Consider the following 24,165-nt stretch of genomic DNA (forward strand, 5'->3'; position numbering starts at 1 on the left):
TATATCAAAAGTTAGGTTATCAAACTACGAATGTCATGATGATAAAAGAGAGATAAATCGATTTTATCTTATTATCCATCTTCTTGTATCGAGGGGCTTTAATTGAATAAGTCAAGACTGAATAAAAGCCACATCTCAATCCCAGAGGGATTAAGATGTGGCTTATTTTTTTTTGCAAATACACTACAAATCATAGTGCAGATTCCAGTACATTTTCCCTTGCGTTTTCATATAAAAAATAAGGTTTTGCGATAGGTAACGGAACCCGTTACTAATAACCGGCCTTCCTTTCAAAATAACTTGAAAGTGGATAGATCGTGAGACTTTGAAAGACAAGCGATAGGAGGACGGCACCAAATGTGAGGGAAATGAGCGTGCTGTCTCCAGATCCATACTCTGATTCAAGACTAAGGAGCAATGCCACTGACATTGTTCCGCGAATGCCAGACCAGGTGACAAGTGAGATATCTTTCCAATTAAATTCCTTTCTCCATGCCGGAAAAGATTTAATAATACCGGAAAGAACAAGAAAACGAACAAGAATAGATGCAACAAATATGATGCCAGCAAATACCCATTGATCAAAAGCTAGATAGTTTGTTGTTTCAATACCAATCAACAAAAAGATAAGGGCTAGAATACTTGGTTCGACAACTTCCCAGAAACTATTCAAATACTCCCTGTAGTGAGATTCTTTAATTAAACGCTCAAGCTCAAATGAAAGGACAATCCCTGCAGTGACGACCGAAAGAACGCCTGAAACCCCAAACTGTTCTGCCACATAAAAACTTCCGTACGCGAGAACAATACTTAACATTACCTGGTACTGACGTTGATGAGTCACATAAATCGCCCTACAGACTACCCATCCGAATAGTGCACCAATGATAATTCCACCAAGAGAAACAAGAACGAAATCATAGACAAAGGAACTGATTGAAAAAGTCTTCCCCTCTAAATACATACCTGCAAATAGCGTAAAGAGAACGATACTTGTCCCATCATTAACCATGGATTCTCCTTCAACGACGTCTGCTATCTTAGGATCTTTTGATGCTTGTTTTAAAATTGAAACAACAGAAACCGGGTCAGTAGGTGTTAGGATGGAAGCGATCAACAGCGCACCGACAAAGGACAGTGGAAGAAATGGACCACTGAATACGTATAATAACCCTCCAAGAAGAAGAGCACTTAACATGAGTCCAACTGTACTAAGAACCGTTGTAACCCCAGCATGCTTTTTTAAATGAGAAAAAGGAAACTGGTAAGCTGAAATAAATAGTAGAGCTGGTAAAAACCATTCAAAAATAATTGCTTTCGTAATATGTACAGATTCAAAGAATGGGATAAAGGAAAGAACAATACCTAGAAGCAAAAGCACTAATGGAGCTGGAAAGTTCTTCTGTTTTTTATCAATGGTATAGACTAGATAACCAATAAATAAGAGAATCAGAATTTGGTGTGAATCCATCATTCCACTCCTTTCCTATTATTAACTTCCCATAGTTAATCGGTCTAAAACAGGAGGCTATATTTACCGATAACCATCACGCATTATCCCTGTCAACCATCCTATGTCTATGCTACAATAATCTTTGTCTATTAAAAGCAAGATCTGGTCTGCTATAGGAAACGACGGAGGAGGATACGTATGAACCAGACCCCATTTATTGCCGTCGAGGGCCCAATCGGTGTTGGAAAGACTTCTCTATCTCGAGCAATTGCTGCTCACTATCAATTTACACTTTTTCAAGAAATTGTAGAAGAGAACCCTTTTCTCGGTAAATTCTACGACAATATTGAAGAGTGGAGTTTCCAAACCGAGATGTTTTTTCTCAGCCATCGATACAAACAATTAGAGGAAATGGACAAGTTCCATTTATCAAGACATCTTCCTGTCATCTCTGATTACCATATTTTTAAGAACAAAATTTTCGCGCAACAGACTCTTAATGATAAACACTTTTCTAAATACATGAGAATCTACGACATTTTAACCGAGGGCATGCCTGAACCAAACGTTATCATTTATTTAAATGCGAGTTTGGAAACATTATTGGAACGCATTTCGCAAAGAGGAAGGCAAATTGAGAAAAGCATTGATCCCGCCTATCTAGAGCGACTTTCTTCTGATTATGAACGTTTCATGCAAGAATTTGAAGCACATCATCCAGATATTCCAGTTCTCCGTTTTAATGGTGACGAGATGGATTTTGTCTCCAATGAAGAGGACTTGCACACGATCTTCCAATCCCTCGAACATACATTGAAAAAAGGAGACCCTGTTAGATGAACCTCAGAGAAAAGTACAACATTCCACAAGATGCCGTGATCACTATTGCTGGTACGGTAGGCGTTGGAAAATCCACCATTACTAGCTCACTTGCTAATGCCTTGCAATTTAGAACATCTCTTGAAAAGGTGGACAATAATCCCTACCTTGAAAAATTCTATAACGACTTCTCTCGCTGGAGTTTCCATTTGCAAATCTATTTCCTTGCAGAGCGATTTAAAGAACAGAAACGAATGTTTGAATATGGAGGCGGCTTTGTACAGGACCGCTCCATTTATGAAGATACTGGCATCTTTGCGAAGATGCATTATGAAAAAGGAACGATGTCGAGCGTGGATTATGACACGTACACCAATCTTTTTCAATCAATGGTCATGACACCTTTCTTCCCCCATCCTGACTTAATGATTTACCTTGAAGGCTCATTTGAGGATGTAGTGGGACGCATTAAAGAACGCGGACGGCCAATGGAACAACAAACGCCAACTGCATACTGGGAAGAAATGTACGAGCGCTATACGAACTGGATTGATAGCTTTAATGCTTGCCCAATCCTTCGCTTAAACATAAATGAGTATGACCTTGTCAACGATCCTTCTTCGATCGAACTGATCTTAAAACGAATTGAACAGAAATTTAATCAGGTTCCTTCAATAACTCGTTAAGACCAAAAAGAGCTATCCATTTCTGGATAGCTTTTTTGGTAAATACTATTGGAAAATAAAAAAAAACCGCTGTCGGCGTAGACAGCGGTCTGATATAATCTCCAAATTATATGCGCGTTGGTTATCAATTAGTAAATGGAGGAGGAAGAGGGATTCGAACCCCCGCGGGCGATTAAGCCCCTGTCGGTTTTCAAGACCGATCCCTTCAGCCAGACTTGGGTATTCCTCCGTGTGTTAAGTTGTTAACTAACTGAGACAAGTAATATCTTATCATCGGATAATAATAATGTCAACAACATAACAAAACTTTTTTAAAATATGTTTCTGTTAGTAAAAGATGTAGCTATTTGATGGTTATATACTCAATAGCTACATCCGCTAACAGGTTCAAAATAGAAGGATCAAATGGGTTTCCCTAGCTCCTAATCGTTCTATTTAATCACTTCTCGCCCACCCATATATGGACGAAGGACTTCTGGAACGACGACGGAACCGTCTTCCTGCTGGTAATTCTCAAGAATGGCTGCAACTGTTCTTCCAATCGCAAGACCAGACCCATTTAAAGTGTGAAGGAATTCAGGTTTGCCATTCTTTTCTCTACGGAAGCGAATGCCTGCACGGCGTGCCTGGAAATCTTCAAAGTTACTGCATGAAGAAATTTCACGATAAGTTCCATAGCTTGGAATCCACACTTCAATATCGTATTTCTTCGCAGCTGTAAAACCGAGATCAGCTGTACACATGCTCATCACACGATATGGTAGGTTCAATAGTTGAAGCACCTTCTCAGCGTGTCCAGTAAGCTTCTCAAGCTCGTCATAAGAATCTTCAGGTTTCACAAAGCGAACAAGCTCAACCTTGTTAAACTGGTGCTGACGAATTAACCCTCTTGTGTCACGACCTGCAGAGCCTGCTTCAGAACGGAAGCACGCACTAAATGCTGTGTAGGCAAGTGGAAGATCTCCCACATCAAGAATTTCATCGCGGTGGAAGTTTGTAACCGGTACTTCTGCCGTTGGAATTAAAAAATAGTCTTCCTCACGGATTTTAAATGCGTCCTCTTCAAATTTAGGTAGCTGACCTGTTCCAGTCATACTTTCACGGTTCACAAGGTATGGTGGAAGAATTTCTTCATAGCCATGCTCAGATTCGTGAAGATCCATCATAAAGTTAATGAGAGATCGTTCTAGACGGGCACCTGCACCTTTATAAAAGGCAAAACGACTACCCGTTACTTTCGCAGCGCGCTCAAAATTTATGATATTTAAATCAGTAGCAACATCCCAGTGCGGCTTCGCTTCAAATTCAAAATTCGTTTTTTCACCCCACGTGCGAATTTCAATGTTATCGTCTTCTGTCTCGCCAATAGGGACACTTTCATGTGGGATATTCGGGATTTGAAGAAGGATCTGCTCAAGCTCCGTTTCAACACTTCGAAGCTCTTCATCAATTATTTTGACCTTATCGCCTACTTCGCGCATTTCCTTAATTAAATGATCTGCATCTTTCTTCTCGCGCTTAAATACAGCAACGTTTTTAGAAACTTCATTACGCTTACTCTTCAATTGCTCGGTTTCTGCGATTAGTTCTCTTCTGCGCTGATCAAGTTCTTCGAAACGATCGAGTCCTACAAGGTCTTCCCCACGCTTGGATAATTTCACTTTTACTTCCTCGAAATTTTTGCGTAAGTACTTTAAATCAATCATGTTTGTTCCTCCTTTTTTATGAACAATAAACGAGTTAACGAAATCCATTTTTGAATACAAAAAAGCCCCCGTCCCCTATAAAGGGACGAGAGCTACCCGCGTTGCCACCCTGATTGCAGACGTTAGCCTGCCTCTTAACAGAATAACGGTCTGCTCCGAGAAAGCTTACTTGATTCAGCTTTCTACTCAGGGATGGATTCACAGGGTTCAATGATCGATTCACACCATCCATCGACTCTCTTGGCATTGAACATCTATTACTAATTCCCGTCAACGTTTTCGTTTATCATACGTCTTAGACAGAGAGCTTATCTCTTGCCTCTTAGTACGTAATAATTTACACGAAAAATTACTCGGTTGCAAGTCCTTGTTTCTTAAACTCAAGAACCATCTCGATAAACATTTGGTGCATGCGATCATCATCAGTCAATTCCGGGTGGAAAGCACATGCGAGAAAACGTCCATGGCGAGCAGCCACAATCTTCTCGTTAAATGTTGCAAGCACTTCAACGTCTTCTCCAACTTCTTCAATGTATGGAGCGCGAATGAAGACGCCAATAAAATCTTCATCCAATCCTTTAACAGGTAATGGTGCTTCAAAGCTTTCACGCTGACGTCCAAAGGCATTACGCTTTGCGGTCACATCCATCACCCCGATGTGAGAACCATCCATTCCATCAATACGCTCAGCTAGAAGAATAAGACCAGCACATGTACCGAAGATCGGCTTCTCAGCTGCAAAGGCTTTTAACGGCTCAAGAAAGCCATACTGATTAATTAAGCGTCGCATTGTTGTACTTTCGCCACCAGGCAACACAAGGCCATCTAAATCTTCAAGCTGCTCCACACGCTTAACTACAATGATTTCTGCTTCTTTTGTTTCAAGTGCTTTCACATGTTCTCGGATCGCTCCCTGCAGTCCAAGCACTCCGACTTTCACCATATTGCTCTCGACTCCTTTTGTCTTATCTAAGTAAGACCCCCACCTAATCTTGCTCAGGTGGGGGTCATTGAAGCAACTTACCAGCCGCGATCTTGCATGCGTTCTGATGGCTTCAGTGAAGAAATTTCAATACCCGGCATTGCAATACCAAGGTTTTTAGAAATGCTTGCGATTAACTCGTAATCTTGATAATGAGTTGTTGCTTCCACAATCGCTTTAGCAAACTTCTCTGGATTGTCTGATTTGAAGATACCAGAACCAACGAAAACGCCGTCAGATCCAAGCTCCATCATTAACGCTGCATCAGCAGGTGTTGCTACACCGCCTGCTGCAAAGTTAACAACTGGAAGACGTCCAAGCTCTTTAATTTGAAGAAGAAGCTCGAATGGCGCTTGAAGATTTTTCGCTTCTGTCATTAGTTCATCTTCAGACATACTTTTCACTTTACGAATCTGGGATTGAATAAGACGCATGTGGCGCACAGCTTCAACAACATTCCCTGTTCCTGGTTCACCTTTAGTACGAAGCATTGCAGCACCTTCACCAACACGGCGCAGTGCTTCCCCAAGGTTACGTGCTCCACATACAAACGGAACAGTATACTTACGCTTATCAAGATGGAATTCCTCATCAACTGGAGTTAATACTTCACTCTCATCAATATAATCAACACCCATTGATTCAAGCACACGTGCTTCTACAATGTGGCCAATACGGCATTTTGCCATCACTGGAATGGATACTGCATTTACAACATCCTCTACAATTGTAGGATCAGCCATACGAGCTACGCCGCCTGCTGCACGGATGTCAGAAGGAACGCGTTCTAGCGCCATTACAGCTACTGCACCAGCTTCTTCTGCAATCTTTGCTTGCTCTGCATTGACAACGTCCATAATGACGCCACCTTTTTGCATTTCAGCCATACCACGTTTTACACGATCTGTACCTGTTTGTTGATTCATCTATATTCCTCCCGTATATATATTGGAAATCGTCTTTTGAATCCGTACTTCCACGAAACGCTTTTATTGTAACATTTTTTCATCACTTGTCCTATCACATGAGCAGTGATTTCCTAAAAGATTTAGAAAAACACCCTCCGATTCCGCAATCGAAGAGTATTTTTTCCGAAAATGTTTCTTTTTATTAGCTAAACAGACCTTTCACTGCATCCGCGGCACTTATCCAAACGCCCGAGAAGAAACCACCGATTGCCCGCATAGTAAGCGTGAACCAACCTGCTTTTTCAACAGATTCAGTCGTTACTAGTGGAATAGATGAGCCTTTATCACCAGTTATGTAACCAAAGTCTTCTCCAGTTGATTTGAGTACAATTTGTCCAACTTTATCGCCTTGTTTAAGTGGTGCAGTTAGCTCTCCATCTTCTGTTAAAAGGGACTTATCGTATTCATAGCTGAGCTCATATGGTTCTTCCGTATTTTTATCGGTAACCACATTAAATGACTCCCCTGCAGCAACACCTACTTCTTTCTCTTTACCTTTTACAACATCAACAGTTGAATCGCCTTCAGGTTTGTCACCTTTATTGACAATCATTTGCGATTCAAATTGATCAAATCCGAAATTAAGGAGTTTCGCTGTTTCTTTAAATCTAGCTTCATAGGAATCTGTTTTCATAACAACTGAAATCAGACGCATATCGTCCTGTTTTGCTGTTCCAGTAAATGCGAATCCTGCCAGATCAGTTGATCCTGTTTTTAGCCCGTCAATTCCTTTGACTGAATATTTATCAGCATAAACAAGAGAAGGAAGGAGCCAATTCCAGTTCTTCATGACGATTTCGTCATCAGTACCTTCGCGGAAATTCTTAACAGGAGTACTTGTTGTTTCAAGTACATCTGGGAAATCTTTTAGTAGATTATAAGCAAGTAGGCCAGTTGAACGAGCTGACATCATATTTTCTTCTTCAGGGTCTCCAGCAGGATGATTGCCAACCAGATCTCTGTTATTCAAACCAGAGCTATTCACGAACTTATATTCCTTCATGCCCATTTCTTCTGCTTTGGCATTCATCATCTCAACGAACTTTGTTTCTGATCCTGCTACGTGTTCTGCTAGCGCCATGGTAGCAGCATTTGCAGAGTAGATTGCCATCGCTTCATACAATTCTTTAACAGTATACTCTTCATCTACACGAAGAGGCACATTTGAAAGAGAACGATTCTGGGAAAGTTTATGAATTGTTTCGCTGATGGTTACTTTATCATCCCAGCTAACTTCATTGTTTTTAATGGCTTCAAGTAATAAATATTCCGACATCATTTTTGTCATACTTGCAGGTGAAAGCGTTAGTTCAGGATCTTTTTGATATAAAATTTTCCCCGAATCTGCATCAATCAAGATCGCTGCTTCCGCATGGATTTCGGGCGCTTCTGCAGCAAATGCAGATTTGCCTCCACCAAATGTTCCTGCTAATAATAATACAAACGCCATGGTGACGATCATGGCTTTCAAACCAAGGTTTTTCAACCCCTACACCTCCAAATAAGTCTCACATAACCGCTATTCTATCACACCTAAAATCAAAAAAATAGATAGAGGAAGATCCCCTATCTACTTTTCGAATGATTTAATCTATTTTTGTCACAGACATGATATAACTTCAGTCTAAAGCACTACTTAGACGGAGTAGTTTGGTGCTTCTTTTGTTACTTGTACATCATGAGGATGGCTCTCACGGAGACCTGCCCCAGTAATACGAACAAACTGGCTGTCTTCACGCAGTGAGTCAAGGGTTCTAGTCCCACAATACCCCATGCCGGAACGCAATCCACCGATTAACTGATGAATTGTATCACTAAGTGGCCCTTTGTAAGGAACGCGTCCTTCAATACCTTCGGGAACGAGCTTAGACATATTTTCCTGGAAATAACGGTCCTTACTTCCTTTTTCCATAGCACCAATAGAGCCCATACCACGATAGACCTTAAATTGACGACCCTGGTAAATTTCCCGTTCACCTGGGCTTTCGTCAACGCCAGCAAGAATACTACCTAGCATCACGGCATGTCCTCCTGCAGCGATCGCTTTAACAATATCTCCAGAGAACTTGATACCACCATCTGCAATAATGCTAACCCCATGCTTACGTGCTTCAGTAGCACATTCATATACTGCTGTAATTTGTGGAACACCAACACCTGCGATGACACGTGTTGTACATATGGATCCAGGTCCAATTCCTACTTTCACCACATCTGCACCTGCTTCGATCAGTGCTTTTGTTCCTTCAGCTGTTGCTACGTTTCCTGCGATAACAGATAAGTCCGGGAATGCACTCTTTATTTCACTTACTTTCGTCATAATACCCTCAGTATGACCATGTGCAGAATCTAGAACGATCACATCTACGCCTGCATCAACTAGCTTCTCTACTCTCTTCAAAGCATCTGTTGTATTACCTACCGCAGCACCTACAAGAAGTCTCCCTCTGCTATCCTTTGCTGACTGAGGAAACTGAATCACCTTTTCAATATCTTTAATTGTGATAAGGCCTTTAAGAGTACCATCATCATCAACAAGAGGAAGCTTTTCAATTCTGTGTTTCTGAAGAACACGCTCTGCTTCTTTTAGCGTAGTACCAACCGGAGCAGTAACTAGATTTTCCTTTGTCATGACATCTTTAATTTGAATTGAATAATCTTCAATAAAACGAAGATCTCGATTAGTTAGGATGCCAACTAGCTTGCGGTCCTCATTGACGATCGGAACCCCTGAAATACGATATTTGCCCATTAGATGCTCAGCATCGAATACTTGATGTTCTGGCATGAGAAAGAAAGGATCAGTAATTACGCCGCTTTCGGAACGTTTGACACGGTCAACATGCTCGGCCTGTTCCTCAATAGACATACTCTTATGAATGATACCTAGTCCACCCTGTCGTGCCATTGAAATAGCCATAGGCGCTTCAGTCACTGTATCCATACCAGCACTAATAATCGGAACATTTAACTCCAGGTTCTTTGTTAACTGAGTCTTTACGGATACTTCCCTCGGTAACACATCTGAGAAAGCTGGTGTTAATAAAACATCATCGAAGGTTAACCCTTCTTTTGCAAACTTTGTTTCCCACATCCCTTTCATCCTCCTCTAATCGAATTGTCCAAAATTTTATTAGTAGCTTATCAATTGGTTAAACTACTGTCAAGAAAGATAGAATAAGTTTGAATTATCAAACACGGAGGCATTCAATGGGATATTCTGGACATCACTTTACAACCAACTATGCTTATCACTCATCGTCATACGTGCAGCAATATTTAAAAAAATGCTATTCTGAAATGGAACTTGAGGATTATGAGCGTAAAAGTTACGACGCCTGTTATCGTTTTATGTATTTCATTGAATATGGCGAGCGTTATTATCGGCATGCTACGTTGGCTGAAACAGAATTAAAACCAATTCTCCTTTTTTACGGGATGATTCAGTTACTGAAAGCGTGCCTTATTACTCTGGATCCGAATTATCCCGGCGATACTCATGTACTAGCACATGGTGTGACGTCGAGGAAACGTAAAAAACGTCACTATGCTTTTATGCAAGACGAAGTAAAAGGACAAAAGAATGGACTCTTTGAATACTTTTCGAGAAAAATGTTTCATGTGGAACAACTGGAAGGTGAAAAGTACAGAATGGAAGAACTTCTGTCCCTCATTCCTGAGATCAGTCCCCTTTTTGAAAAGCTGACAGGTAAGGTAACTTGCTATCAAGCGATTCCCATCACTTCAACCTCTTTCACAATCCAATCGAACATCCTGGATTCTCTTAATATGACGATAGAACGGTTTGAAGCGTATCTGCAGCAGCATGCTAAAAGAAAGATCAAAGTCATTTCAACTAATCGTGACGTAATGACACTAAACTGTGAGGAATGCCTCACAGAAGAGTTTAATGGTCGACCCTACCTATCTACTCATCATGGCCTATTTCTCCCTGCAGAACGGGTACAGTACAATCCTATCACGGAAGTTATGGCGCACTATCTCATTCTTTACAATCTGAGCATGATTTGTCGGTATGAAACAGAATGGTGGGGTGACCTCTTTCACACACAGGAGTCTACAGACCTCCCATTTATATTGCAATTCCTGGAGGTAACTTCACAAAAGGTGCCAGAGTTACTATATGGGTTTTTAGAAACAAGAATATGAGAAATAGTGGTCTGAAAAATGGAGCAGTTCTTAGTGATGCCAGATCCTCATGGATCTCCGAATATCCACTCCGGTCTGTCATCACTTGCTTCCTCGAATTTCTTGCTTCTCCCACCCCTACGTAGCTTTCAAAGATGTCTTTTTGCTTATTCATGAAGAATCAAACGAGTACAAAACCATACAAAAAAGTCAGAGACCCTATTGATCTCTGACTTTTTCTAGTTCTGGCAACGTCCTACTCTTGCAGGGGGAGATCCCCCAACTACCATCGGCGCTGAAGAGCTTAACTTCCGTGTTCGGCATGGGAACGGGTGTGACCTCTTCGCCATCGTCACTAGACTAACAGGATGTTAGTTCAATGTTCACCACAGGACGTGGTGCACCTTAATCAAACTTCCTTGTTTCAGGTATTCCCTGAAAACTAGATAGCACGTACAACGTTTTCCAATATGTCCAGGTCCGTGAGCCAAACGGCTCACTTCGCTTTTCGTTTTTAGGTTAAGCCCTCGATCGATTAGTATTCGTCAGCTCCACGTGTTGCCACGCTTCCACCCCGAACCTATCTACCTCATCATCTCTAAGGGATCTTACCAGCTTAATGCTGTGGGAAATCTCATCTCGAGGGGGGCTTCATGCTTAGATGCTTTCAGCACTTATCCCTTCCACACGTAGCTACCCAGCTATGCTCCTGGCGGAACAACTGGTACACCAGCGGTGTGTCCATCCCGGTCCTCTCGTACTAAGGACAGCTCCTCTCAAATTTCCTGCGCCCGCGACGGATAGGGACCGAACTGTCTCACGACGTTCTGAACCCAGCTCGCGTACCGCTTTAATGGGCGAACAGCCCAACCCTTGGGACCTACTTCAGCCCCAGGATGCGATGAGCCGACATCGAGGTGCCAAACCTCCCCGTCGATGTGGACTCTTGGGGGAGATAAGCCTGTTATCCCCAGGGTAGCTTTTATCCGTTGAGCGATGGCCCTTCCATGCGGAACCACCGGATCACTAAGCCCGACTTTCGTCCCTGCTCGACTTGTAGGTCTCGCAGTCAAGCTCCCTTGTGCCTTTACACTCTGCGAATGATTTCCAACCATTCTGAGGGAACCTTTGGGCGCCTCCGTTACACTTTAGGAGGCGACCGCCCCAGTCAAACTGCCCACCTGACACTGTCTCCGCACCGGATCACGGTGCTGGGTTAGAATGTCAGTACAGCCAGGGTAGTATCCCACCGACGCCTCCATCGAACCTGGCGGTCCGACTTCTATGGCTCCTACCTATCCTGTACAAGCTGTACCAAAATCCAATATCAGGCTACAGTAAAGCTCCATGGGGTCTTTCCGTCCTGTCGCGGGTAACCTGCATCTTCACAGGTACTATAATTTCACCGGGTCTCTCGTTGAGACAGTATCCAAGTCGTTGCACCTTTCGTGCGGGTCGGAACTTACCCGACAAGGAATTTCGCTACCTTAGGACCGTTATAGTTACGGCCGCCGTTTACTGGGGCTTCGATTCAGAGCTTCTCCCGTAAGGGATAACCCCTCCTCTTAACCTTCCAGCACCGGGCAGGTGTCAGCCCCTATACTTCGCCTTACGGCTTTGCAGAGACCTGTGTTTTTGCTAAACAGTCGCTTGGATCTTTTCACTGCGGCTCCCCTGGGCTATTCACCCGAGGAAGCACCCCTTCTCCCGAAGTTACGGGGTCATTTTGCCGAGTTCCTTAACGAGAGTTCTCCCGATCGTCTTAGGATTCTCTCCTCGCCTACCTGTGTCGGTTTGCGGTACGGGCACCTCTTTCCTCACTAGAGGCTTTTCTTGGCAGTGTAGAATCAGGGACTTCGGTACTTAATTTCCCTCGCCATCACGACTCAGCCTTCACGGTGAACGGATTTGCCTATTCACCAGCCTAATCGCTTGGACGCGCATTTCCAGCAGCGCGCTCTCCCTATCTTCCTGCGTCCCCCCGTCGTTCAAACGGAAAGGAGGTGGTACAGGAATATCAACCTGTTATCCATCGCCTACGCCTTTCGGCCTCGGCTTAGGTCCCGACTAACCCTGAGCGGACGAGCCTTCCTCAGGAAACCTTGGGCTTTCGACGGACAAGATTCTCACTTGTCTTTCGCTACTCATACCGGCATTCTCACTTCTAAGCGCTCCACCAGTCCTTTCGGTCTGACTTCACAGCCCTTAGAACGCTCTCCTACCATTGTCGTAAGACAATCCACAGCTTCGGTGATACGTTTAGCCCCGGTACATTTTCGGCGCAGCGTCACTCGACCAGTGAGCTATTACGCACTCTTTAAATGATGGCTGCTTCTAAGCCAACATCCTGGTTGTCTAAGCAACGCCACATCCTTTTCCACTTAACGTATACTTTGGGACCTTAGCTGGTGGTCTGGGCTGTTTCCCTCTCGACTACGGATCTTATCACTCGCAGTCTGACTCCCGCGGATAAATCGTTGGCATTCGGAGTTTGACTGGATTCGGTAATCCGGTAAGGACCCCTAGTCCAATCAGTGCTCTACCTCCAAGATTCTTGCCGCGAGGCTAGCCCTAAAGCTATTTCGGAGAGAACCAGCTATCTCCGGGTTCGATTGGCATTTCACCGCTACCCACACCTCATCCCCGCATTTTTCAACATGCGTGGGTTCGGGCCTCCATTCAGTGTTACCTGAACTTCACCCTGGACATGGGTAGATCACCCGGTTTCGGGTCTACAACCACGTACTCTGTCGCCCTATTCAGACTCGCTTTCGCTGCGGCTCCGCCTTATCAGCTTAACCTTGCACGGGATCGTAACTCGCCGGTTCATTCTACAAAAGGCACGCTGTCACCCATTAACGGGCTCCAACTAGTTGTAGGCACACGGTTTCAGGTTCTCTTTCACTCCCCTTCCGGGGTGCTTTTCACCTTTCCCTCACGGTACTGGTTCACTATCGGTCACTAGAGAGTATTTAGCCTTGGGAGATGGTCCTCCCAGATTCCGACGGGGTTTCACGTGTCCCGCCGTACTCAGGATCCGTCTCGGAGGGCAGCGGATTTTGACTACAGGATTGTTACCTTCTGTGATGGACCTTTCCAGGTCGCTTCGTCTATCCGTGCCTTTGTAACTCCAAAGAGACGTCCTACAACCCCAGAGGGCAAGCCCTCTGGTTTGGGCTGATTCCGTTTCGCTCGCCGCTACTCAGGAAATCGCATTTGCTTTCTCTTCCTCCGGGTAATGAGATGTTTCAGTTCCCCGGGTCTGCCTTCCATTCCCTATGTATTCAGAAATGGATACCATCCCATTACGGATGGTGGGTTCCCCCATTCGGAAATCTCCGGATCAAAGCGTACTTACAGCTCCCCGAAGCATATCGGTGTTCGTCCCGTCCTTCTTAGGCTTCTAGTGCCAAGGCATCCACCGTGCGCCCTTAGTAGCTTAACCTTAGACTACATTAGTCGCTTAACGCTTCTAACTTCGTCGATGCACATCGTTAGATGTGACTAACTACTAAAGATTTAACGCAAAAAAATAATAATTATTGGATGTCGTTGTTTATGCTATCTAGTTTTCAAGGAACATGGCTATCACTCGAATCGGCATTGCTGCTTCTTCGACTAGCCTGTTTTGAAAGAAGTAAATCATTCTTTCAAAACTAAACGAAACGCTCATGTAAGGTTGGTAACCAATGTTACCTCGTAATTCTCCATAGAAAGGAGGTGATCCAGCCGCACCTTCCGATACGGCTACCTTGTTACGACTTCACCCCAATCATTTGTCCCACCTTCGGCGGCTGGCTCCATAAAGGTTACCCCACCGACTTCGGGTGTTACAAACTCTCGTGGTGTGACGGGCGGTGTGTACAAGGCCCGGGAACGTATTCACCGCGGCATGCTGATCCGCGATTACTAGCAATTCCGGCTTCATGCAGGCGAGTTGCAGCCTGCAATCCGAACTGAGAACGGCTTTATGGGATTCGCTTCACCTCGCGGTGTTGCTGCCCTTTGTACCGTCCATTGTAGCACGTGTGTAGCCCAGGTCATAAGGGGCATGATGATTTGACGTCATCCCCACCTTCCTCCGGTTTGTCACCGGCAGTCACCTTAGAGTGCCCAACTGAATGCTGGCAACTAAGATCAAGGGTTGCGCTCGTTGCGGGACTTAACCCAACATCTCACGACACGAGCTGACGACAACCATGCACCACCTGTCACTCTGTCCCCCGAAGGGGAACGTCCTGTCTCCAGGATTGTCAGAGGATGTCAAGACCTGGTAAGGTTCTTCGCGTTGCTTCGAATTAAACCACATGCTCCACTGCTTGTGCGGGCCCCCGTCAATTCCTTTGAGTTTCAACCTTGCGGTCGTACTCCCCAGGCGGAGTGCTTAATGTGTTAACTTCAGCACTGAGGGTGGAACCCCCCAACACCTAGCACTCATCGTTTACGGCGTGGACTACCAGGGTATCTAATCCTGTTTGCTCCCCACGCTTTCGCGCCTCAGCGTCAGTTACAGACCAGAGAGCCGCCTTCGCCACTGGTGTTCCTCCACATATCTACGCATTTCACCGCTACACGTGGAATTCCACTCTCCTCTTCTGCACTCAAGTCCCCCAGTTTCCAATGACCCTCCACGGTTGAGCCGTGGGCTTTCACATCAGACTTAAAGGACCGCCTGCGCGCGCTTTACGCCCAATAATTCCGGACAACGCTTGCCACCTACGTATTACCGCGGCTGCTGGCACGTAGTTAGCCGTGGCTTTCTGGTTAGGTACCGTCAAGGTACCGCCCTATTCGAACGGTACTTGTTCTTCCCTAACAACAGAGCTTTACGACCCGAAGGCCTTCGTCACTCACGCGGCGTTGCTCCGTCAGACTTTCGTCCATTGCGGAAGATTCCCTACTGCTGCCTCCCGTAGGAGTCTGGGCCGTGTCTCAGTCCCAGTGTGGCCGATCACCCTCTCAGGTCGGCTACGCATCGTCGCCTTGGTAAGCCATTACCTTACCAACTAGCTAATGCGCCGCGGGCCCATCCTGCAGTGTTAGCCAGAGGCCAACTTTCAACATTACACCATGCGGTGCGATGTATTACCCGGTATTAGCTCCGGTTTCCCGGAGTTATCCCAGTCTGCAGGGCAGGTTGCCCACGTGTTACTCACCCGTCCGCCGCTAAGATTTAGGAGCAAGCTCCCAAATCTTCGCTCGACTTGCATGTATTAGGCACGCCGCCAGCGTTCGTCCTGAGCCAGGATCAAACTCTCCGATAGAAAGCTTAATCTAGCTTTTAAAACAATATTTGTTTCCGTAGAAACAACTACTTACATGGCGTTTCGTTCAGTTTTCAAAGATCGATTTGTTTCTTTCATTTCAACCGTTTTTATCGGCGACTTAATTAATATATCATGTTAACCTGCATACCGTCAACACTTTTCGATAAGTTTTTAACAACTAATTTCAAAGGGGTATTCGAACCCGTCAAAGCGACGGAATTACATCTTATCATCTCCTATGGAATAACGCAATAGAAAACACAAAAAAAGAAGGGGATTGCACCCCTTCTCTCTCATTGGTATTATTCCTCTTCAGAATCCCCATTATCAACATTGTCTTCATTAGCTTCAGGAACTTCTTCAGCTTCTAATTCGACGCGATCTTCAGCAGAAACATCAATAACTGCTTCCTCATCTATATCTTCGCCTTCAATTCCTTCTTCATTGATTTCAACTTTTGCAACTGTAGCAACAGAGTCACCTTCTGAAATACGGATTAGTCTTACGCCCTGCGTGTTTCTTCCAGTTTGTGAAATGTCTTTAACGTCGATACGAATGATAACGCCACTCTCTGTAATAATCATACATTCTTCTTCAAGAGTAACGGTCTTAAGCGCAGTAAGAACACCATTTCGATCAGTTAAATTACATGTCTTAATCCCTTTACCGCCTCTGCTCTGGACGCGATACTCTTCAATAGGCGTGCGTTTTCCAAATCCTTTGTCGGTTACAATGAGAACATCCTGGTCTTCATCAAGGATTCCAATTCCAACGACCTGGTCGTTTTCCTGGAGACTTATTCCTTTAACACCAGTAGCAGTTCGGCCCATCGATCGCACGTCGACCTCTTGGAACCGAATAGCCATCCCCTGTTTTGTTCCCATAATCAGTTCCTTCGACCCATCAGTAAGCCGCACTCCCATTAACTCGTCATCTTCTTTAAAGTTAATAGCGATCAGACCACCCTTACGGATGTTTGCGAAGGCTGAGAGTGGTGAACGTTTTACGACGCCCTGCCTGGTAGCGAAGAAGACAAACCAATCATCGACAAACTCTTCAATAGGAATAATTGCAGTGATATATTCACCTTTTTCAATCTGAAGAAGATTAATAATCGGAATTCCTTTTGCTGTTCGACTCAATTCGGGAACTTCATAGCCTTTGAGTCTATATACTTTCCCTTTGTTTGTGAAGAAAAGGATTGTATTGTGTGTCAGGGTGGTGAAAAGGTGCTCTACAAAGTCGCCGTCATTTGTCCCCATTCCCTGGATTCCTCGACCACCGCGCTTCTGGCTACGATACGTATCAATAGGTAGACGCTTGATGTATCCCTTGTGGGTCAGGGTAATGACGATGTTTTGTTTTGGAATCAGATCTTCATCTTCGATCATATCAAATCCAACTGTGATTTCAGTGCGACGTTTGTCCGCAAACCGCTCTTTCACTTCCGTGAGCTCTTCACGAATGATTTCAAGAACCTTTTCATCATCAGCAAGTATTGCTTTTAATTCAGCAATTCGCGTCATAAGCTCCTTGTATTCATTCTCAATTTTATCCCGCTCTAAACCTGTCAGACGCTGGAGACGCATATCGAGAATAGCTTGAGATTGATCGTAACTGAGAGAGAACTGCGTCATAAGACCTTCTCTCGCAATATCAGTTGTTTCAGATGCTCGAATTAACTTAATCACTTCATCAAGATGATCAAGTGCAATACGCAAACCTTCTAATATATGTGCTCTTGCTTCCGCTTTATTAAGTTCGAACTGCGTTCTTCTTCTAATAACAACTTTTTGATGCTCAAGATAATGCTCAAGACATTCTTTAAGTGTCAATACTTTTGGCTGTCCATCAACGAGAGCCAGCGTATTGATTCCAAAACTCGTTTGCAGTGCCGTCTGCTTGTATAAATTATTTAATAGAACATTTGCATTCGTGTCTTTACGCACTTCAATAACCACACGCATACCATTCCGGTCAGATTCATCCCGAAGATCAGTAATGCCCTCGATTTTTTTATCACGAACAAGTTCTGCAATTTTTTCAACCAATCGGGCTTTGTTCACTTGATATGGAAGTTCAGAAACAATAATGGTTTTCTTACCATTGCTGTACTCTTCTATTTCTGCTTTTGCACGCTGAATAATCGATCCACGCCCAGTCGTATACGCTTTACGAATTCCTTCACGTCCAAGAATTTCGGCTGCAGTTGGGAAATCTGGACCAGGAATAAACTCCATCAATTCGGGTATCGTCATTTCTGGGTTCACGCTTAACTCAAGAAGACCCTCAATCACTTCACCAAGGTTATGTGGGGGAATATTCGTTGCCATCCCAACTGCAATACCTGATGCACCGTTCACAAGGAGGTTCGGAAACCTTGCAGGCAGAACAATTGGCTCCCGTTCTGAGCCGTCATAGTTATCCTGGTAATCGATTGTATCTTTATTAATATCTCGCACCATTTCCATTGCGATTTTCGACATTCTAGCTTCTGTGTAACGCATCGCAGCTGCCGAATCGCCATCAATGGATCCGAAGTTACCGTGGCCGTCTATCAACATATTACGATAGCTGAAGTCCTGAGCCATACGCACCATCGTATCGTAAACGGCAGAATCACCATGTGGGTGATACTTACCGATAACTTCACCAACAATACGTGCCGATTTCTTGTATGCTTTATCAGCAGTCATACCAAGGTCATTCATGGCATACAAAATACGACGATGTACAGGTTTTAAACCATCACGCACATCAGGAAGGGCACGACTAACAATAACGCTCATCGCATAATCCATGAAGGAGGTGCGCATTTCCTGACTAATATTTATTTCCTTAACTCTCGATCTTTCCATATCAGACATACGGAAAACCTCCAATTGTACTCTTGTTCATCTTAAAAACTTTATTATAGAAAGGGGGATGAATGACGTGTATCCAATATAGAAGCACGCCAACTTAAGCCTTAAATGATTCCATTAACAGAAGAAAAAGGGGAATATCCCCCTTTCAATTCTTAAACATCCAGGTTTTTCACGTAGTGGGCATTATCCTGAATAAAGTTTCGTCTCGGTTCTACCCGATCTCCCATCAACATATCAAAAACTTCGTCAGCTTCGATCGCATCCTGCAGGTTAACTTGCAGCACTGTACGTGATTCAGGGTCCATTGTCGTTTCCCAAAGCTGAGTAGGATTCATCTCTCCAAGACCCTTGTATCGCTGGAGACCAGGCTTAGGGCTTTTAGGAAGATCATTATATATGATATCAAGCTCGCGGTCGTTATAAGCGTAAGTGATTTTCTTCCCTTGAGTGATTTTATAAAGAGGCGGCTGGGCAATATAAACATAACCATTTTCAATTAATGGACGCATATAACGATAGAAGAATGTTAATAGTAGCGTTCTAATGTGTGCCCCGTCAACATCAGCATCTGTCATGATGATAAGTTTATGATAACGTGCTTTTGATAAATCAAAATCCTCACCTATACCTGTGCCCAGTGCAGTGATAATCGCTCTAATTTCATTGTTAGATAGAATCTTATCTAGACGAGCTTTTTCGACATTTAGAATTTTACCTTTTAGCGGTAAAATTGCCTGGAAGTGTCGATCACGGCCCTGCTTTGCAGAACCGCCGGCTGAGTCACCCTCAACAATATAAAGCTCTGAAATGGAAGCATCCTTAGAAGAGCAATCTGCTAACTTACCAGGGAGGGCACTTACTTCAAGTGCACCTTTACGTCTTGTTAACTCTCTTGCTTTCTTAGCTGCAGCACGCGCTCTTGAGGCCATAAGACCTTTTTCAACAATCTGCTTAGCTACCAGGGGATTTTCAAAAAGGAAAGTAGAGAACTTCTCTCCAAAAATCGATTCCGTAATCGTGCGGGCCTCTGCATTACCAAGCTTCGTCTTAGTCTGACCTTCAAACTGTGGATCCGGATGCTTAATGGAAATGATCGCCGTTAATCCTTCACGGACATCATCACCGGTTAAGTTAGGGTCACTCTCTCTGAACAAACTGTTTTTTCTTGCGTAATCATTAATAACTCGTGTTAGGGCTGTTTTGAAACCATATTCATGGCTTCCACCTTCGTGCGTGTTGATATTATTCGCAAATGAATAAATGTTGCTAGCGAAACCATCATTATATTGAACGGCAACTTCAACCGAAATACCTTCCCGCTCGCCTTCAACAAAAATTGGCTCTTCATGCAGCACCTCGCGCGTGCGATTTAAATGTTCAACGTAGGATTTAATACCACCTTCATAGTGGTATTCATTGCGTATCTTTTCTTCAGGACGCTTATCCTGAGCAACGATTTTAATGCCACGGTTTAAGAAAGCAAGTTCTCTTAAACGATGTGCGAGGAGATCAAATTCATATTCAATCGTTTCGGTGAAAATTTCGGTATCTGGTATGAAATGAATCGTTGTCCCAGTAATGTCACTTTCGCCTACTATTTTCAAGTCTTCATCAGGTACACCGCGTGTATAGCTCTGGTAATAAACTTTTCCTTCACGCTCGACAGTAATTTCAAGCTTTGAAGAAAGGGCATTAACGACAGATGCTCCTACACCATGCAGTCCTCCGGAAACTTTATAGCCTCCGCCACCAAATTTACCGCCTGCATGCAGGACGGTCATGATAACTTCTACTGCAGGACGCCCCATTTTCTCTTGAATACCAACCGGGATCCCGCGTCCATTATCTTCTACCGTAATGCTGTTATCTTCCTCAATGCTTACCGTAATCTGTGAACAGTAACCTGCCAGGGCTTCATCGATACTGTTATCAACAATCTCCCAGACTAAGTGGTGCAGTCCACGGCTACTAGTGGAACCTATATACATACCAGGACGCTTTCGAACCGCCTCAAGGCCTTCAAGGACCTGGATCTGACTTTCATCGTATGTTTCTTTATTAGATTGTTGCTCTAATGTCATATCGTTCACCTACATTTCTCTATTCAAAGATAGACTCAATTCAGTTTGCTGTGTGACAGACAACCTGGTTTTCAAGATGATTCCTCGCGAATTTCAACACTATCGGATACCGAATAAGCTCTTCTTTTCAAAGTTAGTGAAGATAATGGAGAGAGATAAACTGTATCCGTAGTGATAACGATCGATTTTGTTAATTCTCCACCGATATCTTCTACTAGCCTGTCTTTCTGATGGCGATGCAAGAATTCATTTGTAATTTCTGCTTCCTCCATAACCTGCCAATCAAAAATGCCAACAACATCTCTTGATTGAACAACAACGTCCTCTCCTAAGTGTATAAACACCACTTCACCTCATTTCACTTTTTCGATTCGTCCGTCCTGTACTTGAAAAGTAGTTGCTTCCTCAAGCGTCTCATGGTTAATCCCTTCAACGCTCGTTGTAGTAACGAAGGTTTGAACCTTCCCTTGAATTGTATTTAAAAGATGCGATTGTCTGAAATCATCTAATTCAGACAATACGTCATCGAGAAGTAGCAAAGGGTATTCTCCCACCTCACTATGAATCAATTCAATTTCAGCAAGCTTAAGCGATAAAGCAGTGGTACGCTGTTGCCCCTGAGAACCAAATGTTTGGACGTCTTTCCCATTTACAAAAAACGACAAATCATCTCGATGCGGCCCAGCGAGTGTAACGCCACGTTCCACTTCTCTTTCTTTAATTTTATCAAACTTTTGCTTATATCCATCTACTATTTTCGACAAATCGGATGGTTCTGATACCTCAACAGTAGGATTATAATGGATCTCAAGCTTCTCAAGCCCTCTGCTTATTCCATAATGAATCGGTTCAGCCCACTTTTGAAGGAGTTGAACGAATCGAACTCTACGTAAATAAATATTCGCAGCTGCCTCAATTAATTGTTCGGTCAAAATATCTAACATGACATAGTCAGAATTTTGTTTATAGCGAAGGGTTTTAAGTAAACTGTTTCGCTGTTGGAGAAGTTTCAGATATCGACCAAGATAATAAAGATAAACTGGTTGAACCTGACCAATTTCAATATCAATAAAACGTCTGCGTACGCCCGGATTTCCTTTAACAAGGTTAAGATCCTCGGGTGCAAACATAACTACGTTCAATGCACCGATATAATTACTGAGCTTCTGCTGTTCCAATTGATTTAATTTGGCTTTCTTACCTTTATGGGAAATAACCAGTTGGAGGGAGAGGGGACCATTTCGCTTTTCAATTCTACCTTCTATTTTAGCATATTCCTCGTCCCAGTTGATTAATTCTTTATCTCTTGGCGTACGATGGGATCTGGCCATAGCAAGTACATAGATGGCTTCCATGATATTTGTTTTTCCCTGGGCATTTTCCCCAAGAAAAACGTTAACGTTATTTTCAAACTGCAGTTCTTGCTTGCCATAATTTCGATAGTTCGTAACTTTCAATGTGTTTAGGTGCAACGGGAGACCCCCATTCAGCTAGATACAACAAACTCTCCAACGCCAGGAATCGTGATGACATCCTGATCATATAGTTTCTTGCCACGTCGGTCTTCTAGTTCGCCGTTTACATAGACCTCATATTCCGCCAGAAACCATTTTGCCATTCCGCCTGTATTGATTACCCCGGCCTCCTGAAGAAGTTGACCAAGCGTAATGTATTCTTTTATTAATTTAATTTCATTCATTTTCGTTCACCTCATTTTCCTTCCGTGCTAATTTACTAAATTAGTTCTGAAGGATGACAATAGTTTATTATACCTCTTTTTTCAGTAAAACGCATGAGAAAAGCACGATTTCTTTGAAAAAGAGAAAGCTGCTGGAAGTTAACTACTCAGCAGCTCCATTTTATCCCAAATCAAGGTACAGTAAGACCCCCACCACAAAACGTAGGTTAGACGTTTAGGTGGGGGTCAAATTCCCCTAAAGATCCGATCAGTTTAACTAATCGTCAAAGGTTGGATGAAGCCAAACCCCTTTGATGGAAGTTTCACTTTATCTGTAATGATCTTATTCGCTTAGTATGTGCGGACAGGTAAAATCAACTGCATGATTGCTGCGCCTTCAATTGGTTTGATCAAGAATGGTCTCATAGCGCCAGTAAAACTAATCGTTACTTCACTTGAGTCCATTGACTTGAGCGCGTCCATCATATATTTCGCACTGAAAGAAATCTTCAACTCTTCACCATCATAGGAATGAGCTTGAACCTGTTCAATAACTTTCCCTACCTCTGGAGAGTTCGATGAAATTTCAAGTGTTGATTCTTCGATGCTTGCAAGTTTAACGACATTATTTCTACCTTCACGAGCAAGAACGGAAGCTCGATCAATTGCTTGAAGAAGTTCTTTGGCTGAAACTGTTACGTTTGTCTTGTTGTCATTTGGAATCAGACGACTTGTGTCTGGATAGTTTCCGTCGAGAAGTCTTGAGAAGAATAGAATATGATTGGATTTAAAGAGAATTTGGTTTTCGGTCACTGTAATATCGACCAGTTCTTCATTGTCATCAATGATTTTAGAAAGCTCGCTCAGGCTCTTCCCAGGAATGACAACATTGGAAAATGAAAGGTTATGATCATTCGGTTCAACCTTTACTGTTCGAAGTGCGAGTCTGTGGCTATCTGTAGCAGTACAGTTCAAATCACCTTCTTCTAGTTTCCAGTTTACACCTGTCAACACTGGTCTGGTTTCAGAAGTAGAAACAGCAAAAACAGTCTGTCTAATAATGCTTTTAAGCAGGTCAGCCTGAATTTGAAAACCTTCCTTTGCTTCCACTTCTGGAAGACGAGGATATTCTTCAGGATCAAGTCCATTTAGATTAAATTCTGAAGAAGCTGAACGAATTCGTGTCGTTAAACTATCCATTACTTCTATTTCCACCTGATCACCAGGTAGTTTTTTTACAATGTCTGAGAAGAAGCGTGCTTGTAAAACGATGCTTCCCATCTGAGAGATTTCAACGATTTGTTTATCATTTTCTTCTGAGGGAATGAAACATTCGATTGAAATATCAGAGTCGCTTCCTGTAAGGGTAACCCCTTCATCACTAGCAACAATTTTGATACCAGTTAGAATTGGTATTGTTGTTCTTGAAGATACAGCTTTCATTACATCAGATACGCTAGAAACTAGATGATCTCTCTCAATCGTAAAACGCATAATTGACCTCCTAAA

At 43.4% G+C, this 24,165-nt stretch carries 15 protein-coding genes, 1 tRNA gene, 3 rRNA genes and 1 other annotated feature; of the genes, 3 read left to right on the forward strand and 16 right to left on the reverse strand.

Annotated features, from left to right (window positions below; genetic code table 11):
• Positions 1-271: 271 nt before the first annotated feature.
• Positions 272-1,474 (reverse strand): cation:proton antiporter, encoded by a 1,203-nt coding sequence (locus tag ABFG93_RS11520; protein WP_347548186.1) that lies wholly within the window; start codon positions 1,472-1,474, stop codon positions 272-274.
• A 177-nt stretch (positions 1,475-1,651) separates the two neighbouring features.
• Between ABFG93_RS11520 and ABFG93_RS11525 the strand changes: the two genes are divergently transcribed.
• Both ABFG93_RS11525 and ABFG93_RS11530 read left to right on the forward strand, forming a co-directional pair.
• Positions 1,652-2,293, forward strand: coding sequence for a deoxynucleoside kinase (locus ABFG93_RS11525; RefSeq protein ID WP_347548187.1), 642 nt, complete (start codon positions 1,652-1,654; stop codon positions 2,291-2,293).
• Positions 2,290-2,958 carry a deoxynucleoside kinase gene (locus ABFG93_RS11530; protein ID WP_347548188.1) on the forward strand — a complete coding sequence of 223 codons (669 nt, stop codon included), beginning with the start codon at positions 2,290-2,292 and terminating at the stop codon, positions 2,956-2,958. The genes ABFG93_RS11525 and ABFG93_RS11530 overlap by 4 nt, the downstream gene beginning before the upstream one ends.
• 136 nt (positions 2,959-3,094) lie before the next feature.
• Here ABFG93_RS11530 and ABFG93_RS11535 read toward each other — a convergent pair.
• From ABFG93_RS11535 to guaB, 6 genes are all read right to left on the reverse strand, one after another.
• Positions 3,095-3,187 (reverse strand) — tRNA-Ser (locus ABFG93_RS11535).
• A 202-nt stretch (positions 3,188-3,389) separates the two neighbouring features.
• Positions 3,390-4,664, reverse strand: a complete 1,275-nt coding sequence (gene serS / locus ABFG93_RS11540) for a serine--tRNA ligase (RefSeq protein ID WP_347548189.1) — start codon at positions 4,662-4,664, stop codon at positions 3,390-3,392.
• 78 nt (positions 4,665-4,742) lie between these two features.
• Positions 4,743-4,947, reverse strand: a binding site (T-box leader).
• Between the two features lie 66 nt (positions 4,948-5,013).
• A complete protein-coding gene (gene pdxT, locus ABFG93_RS11545; RefSeq protein ID WP_347548190.1) occupies positions 5,014-5,607 on the reverse strand; it encodes a pyridoxal 5'-phosphate synthase glutaminase subunit PdxT in 594 nt (197 codons plus the stop codon).
• A 77-nt stretch (positions 5,608-5,684) separates the two neighbouring features.
• A complete protein-coding gene (gene pdxS / locus ABFG93_RS11550) occupies positions 5,685-6,572 on the reverse strand; it encodes a pyridoxal 5'-phosphate synthase lyase subunit PdxS (protein WP_347548191.1) in 888 nt (295 codons plus the stop codon).
• 184 nt (positions 6,573-6,756) lie between these two features.
• The gene (locus ABFG93_RS11555; RefSeq protein ID WP_431522088.1) at positions 6,757-8,076 is read right to left on the reverse strand and encodes a D-alanyl-D-alanine carboxypeptidase family protein; all 1,320 of its coding nucleotides are present in this window, start codon (positions 8,074-8,076) and stop codon (positions 6,757-6,759) included.
• 174 nt (positions 8,077-8,250) lie between these two features.
• Positions 8,251-9,708: an IMP dehydrogenase gene (gene guaB / locus ABFG93_RS11560; protein ID WP_347548193.1), complete on the reverse strand. Its 1,458-nt coding sequence runs from the start codon at positions 9,706-9,708 to the stop codon at positions 8,251-8,253.
• 116 nt (positions 9,709-9,824) lie between these two features.
• Between guaB and ABFG93_RS11565 the strand changes: the two genes are divergently transcribed.
• Entirely contained in the window at positions 9,825-10,784 is a 960-nt protein-coding gene (locus ABFG93_RS11565; protein WP_347548194.1) for a YaaC family protein, read from the forward strand.
• A 222-nt stretch (positions 10,785-11,006) separates the two neighbouring features.
• On the opposite strand, the gene rrf is transcribed toward ABFG93_RS11565, so the two are convergent.
• From rrf to dnaN, 9 genes are all read right to left on the reverse strand, one after another.
• Positions 11,007-11,123: ribosomal RNA gene (rrf, locus tag ABFG93_RS11570) — 5S ribosomal RNA — on the reverse strand.
• 155 nt (positions 11,124-11,278) lie between these two features.
• Positions 11,279-14,208: ribosomal RNA gene (locus ABFG93_RS11575) — 23S ribosomal RNA — on the reverse strand.
• A 268-nt stretch (positions 14,209-14,476) separates the two neighbouring features.
• Positions 14,477-16,027, reverse strand: a 16S ribosomal RNA gene (locus ABFG93_RS11580).
• The 16S, 23S and 5S rRNA genes sit together here, the layout of an rRNA operon.
• A 305-nt stretch (positions 16,028-16,332) precedes the next feature.
• Positions 16,333-18,897, reverse strand: a complete 2,565-nt coding sequence (gyrA, locus tag ABFG93_RS11585; protein ID WP_347548195.1) for a DNA gyrase subunit A — start codon at positions 18,895-18,897, stop codon at positions 16,333-16,335.
• A 152-nt stretch (positions 18,898-19,049) separates the two neighbouring features.
• Positions 19,050-20,978 carry a DNA topoisomerase (ATP-hydrolyzing) subunit B gene (gyrB, locus tag ABFG93_RS11590; protein ID WP_347548196.1) on the reverse strand — a complete coding sequence of 643 codons (1,929 nt, stop codon included), beginning with the start codon at positions 20,976-20,978 and terminating at the stop codon, positions 19,050-19,052.
• A gap of 71 nt (positions 20,979-21,049) precedes the next feature.
• A complete protein-coding gene (remB, locus tag ABFG93_RS11595) occupies positions 21,050-21,322 on the reverse strand; it encodes an extracellular matrix regulator RemB (protein ID WP_347548197.1) in 273 nt (90 codons plus the stop codon).
• A gap of 9 nt (positions 21,323-21,331) precedes the next feature.
• Positions 21,332-22,450, reverse strand: coding sequence for a DNA replication/repair protein RecF (gene recF, locus ABFG93_RS11600; protein WP_347548198.1), 1,119 nt, complete (start codon positions 22,448-22,450; stop codon positions 21,332-21,334).
• 14 nt (positions 22,451-22,464) lie between these two features.
• A complete protein-coding gene (yaaA, locus tag ABFG93_RS11605) occupies positions 22,465-22,677 on the reverse strand; it encodes a S4 domain-containing protein YaaA (protein WP_347548199.1) in 213 nt (70 codons plus the stop codon).
• Positions 22,678-23,007: 330 nt separating this feature from the next.
• On the reverse strand, positions 23,008-24,150 hold the full coding sequence (gene dnaN / locus ABFG93_RS11610) for a DNA polymerase III subunit beta (protein WP_347548200.1): 1,143 nt from the start codon (positions 24,148-24,150) through the stop codon (positions 23,008-23,010).
• Positions 24,151-24,165: the final 15 nt, after the last annotated feature.

Origin of the sequence: Pseudalkalibacillus hwajinpoensis (assembly GCF_039851965.1) — a bacterium.
Lineage (GTDB): Bacteria > Bacillota > Bacilli > Bacillales > Guptibacillaceae > Guptibacillus > Guptibacillus hwajinpoensis_E.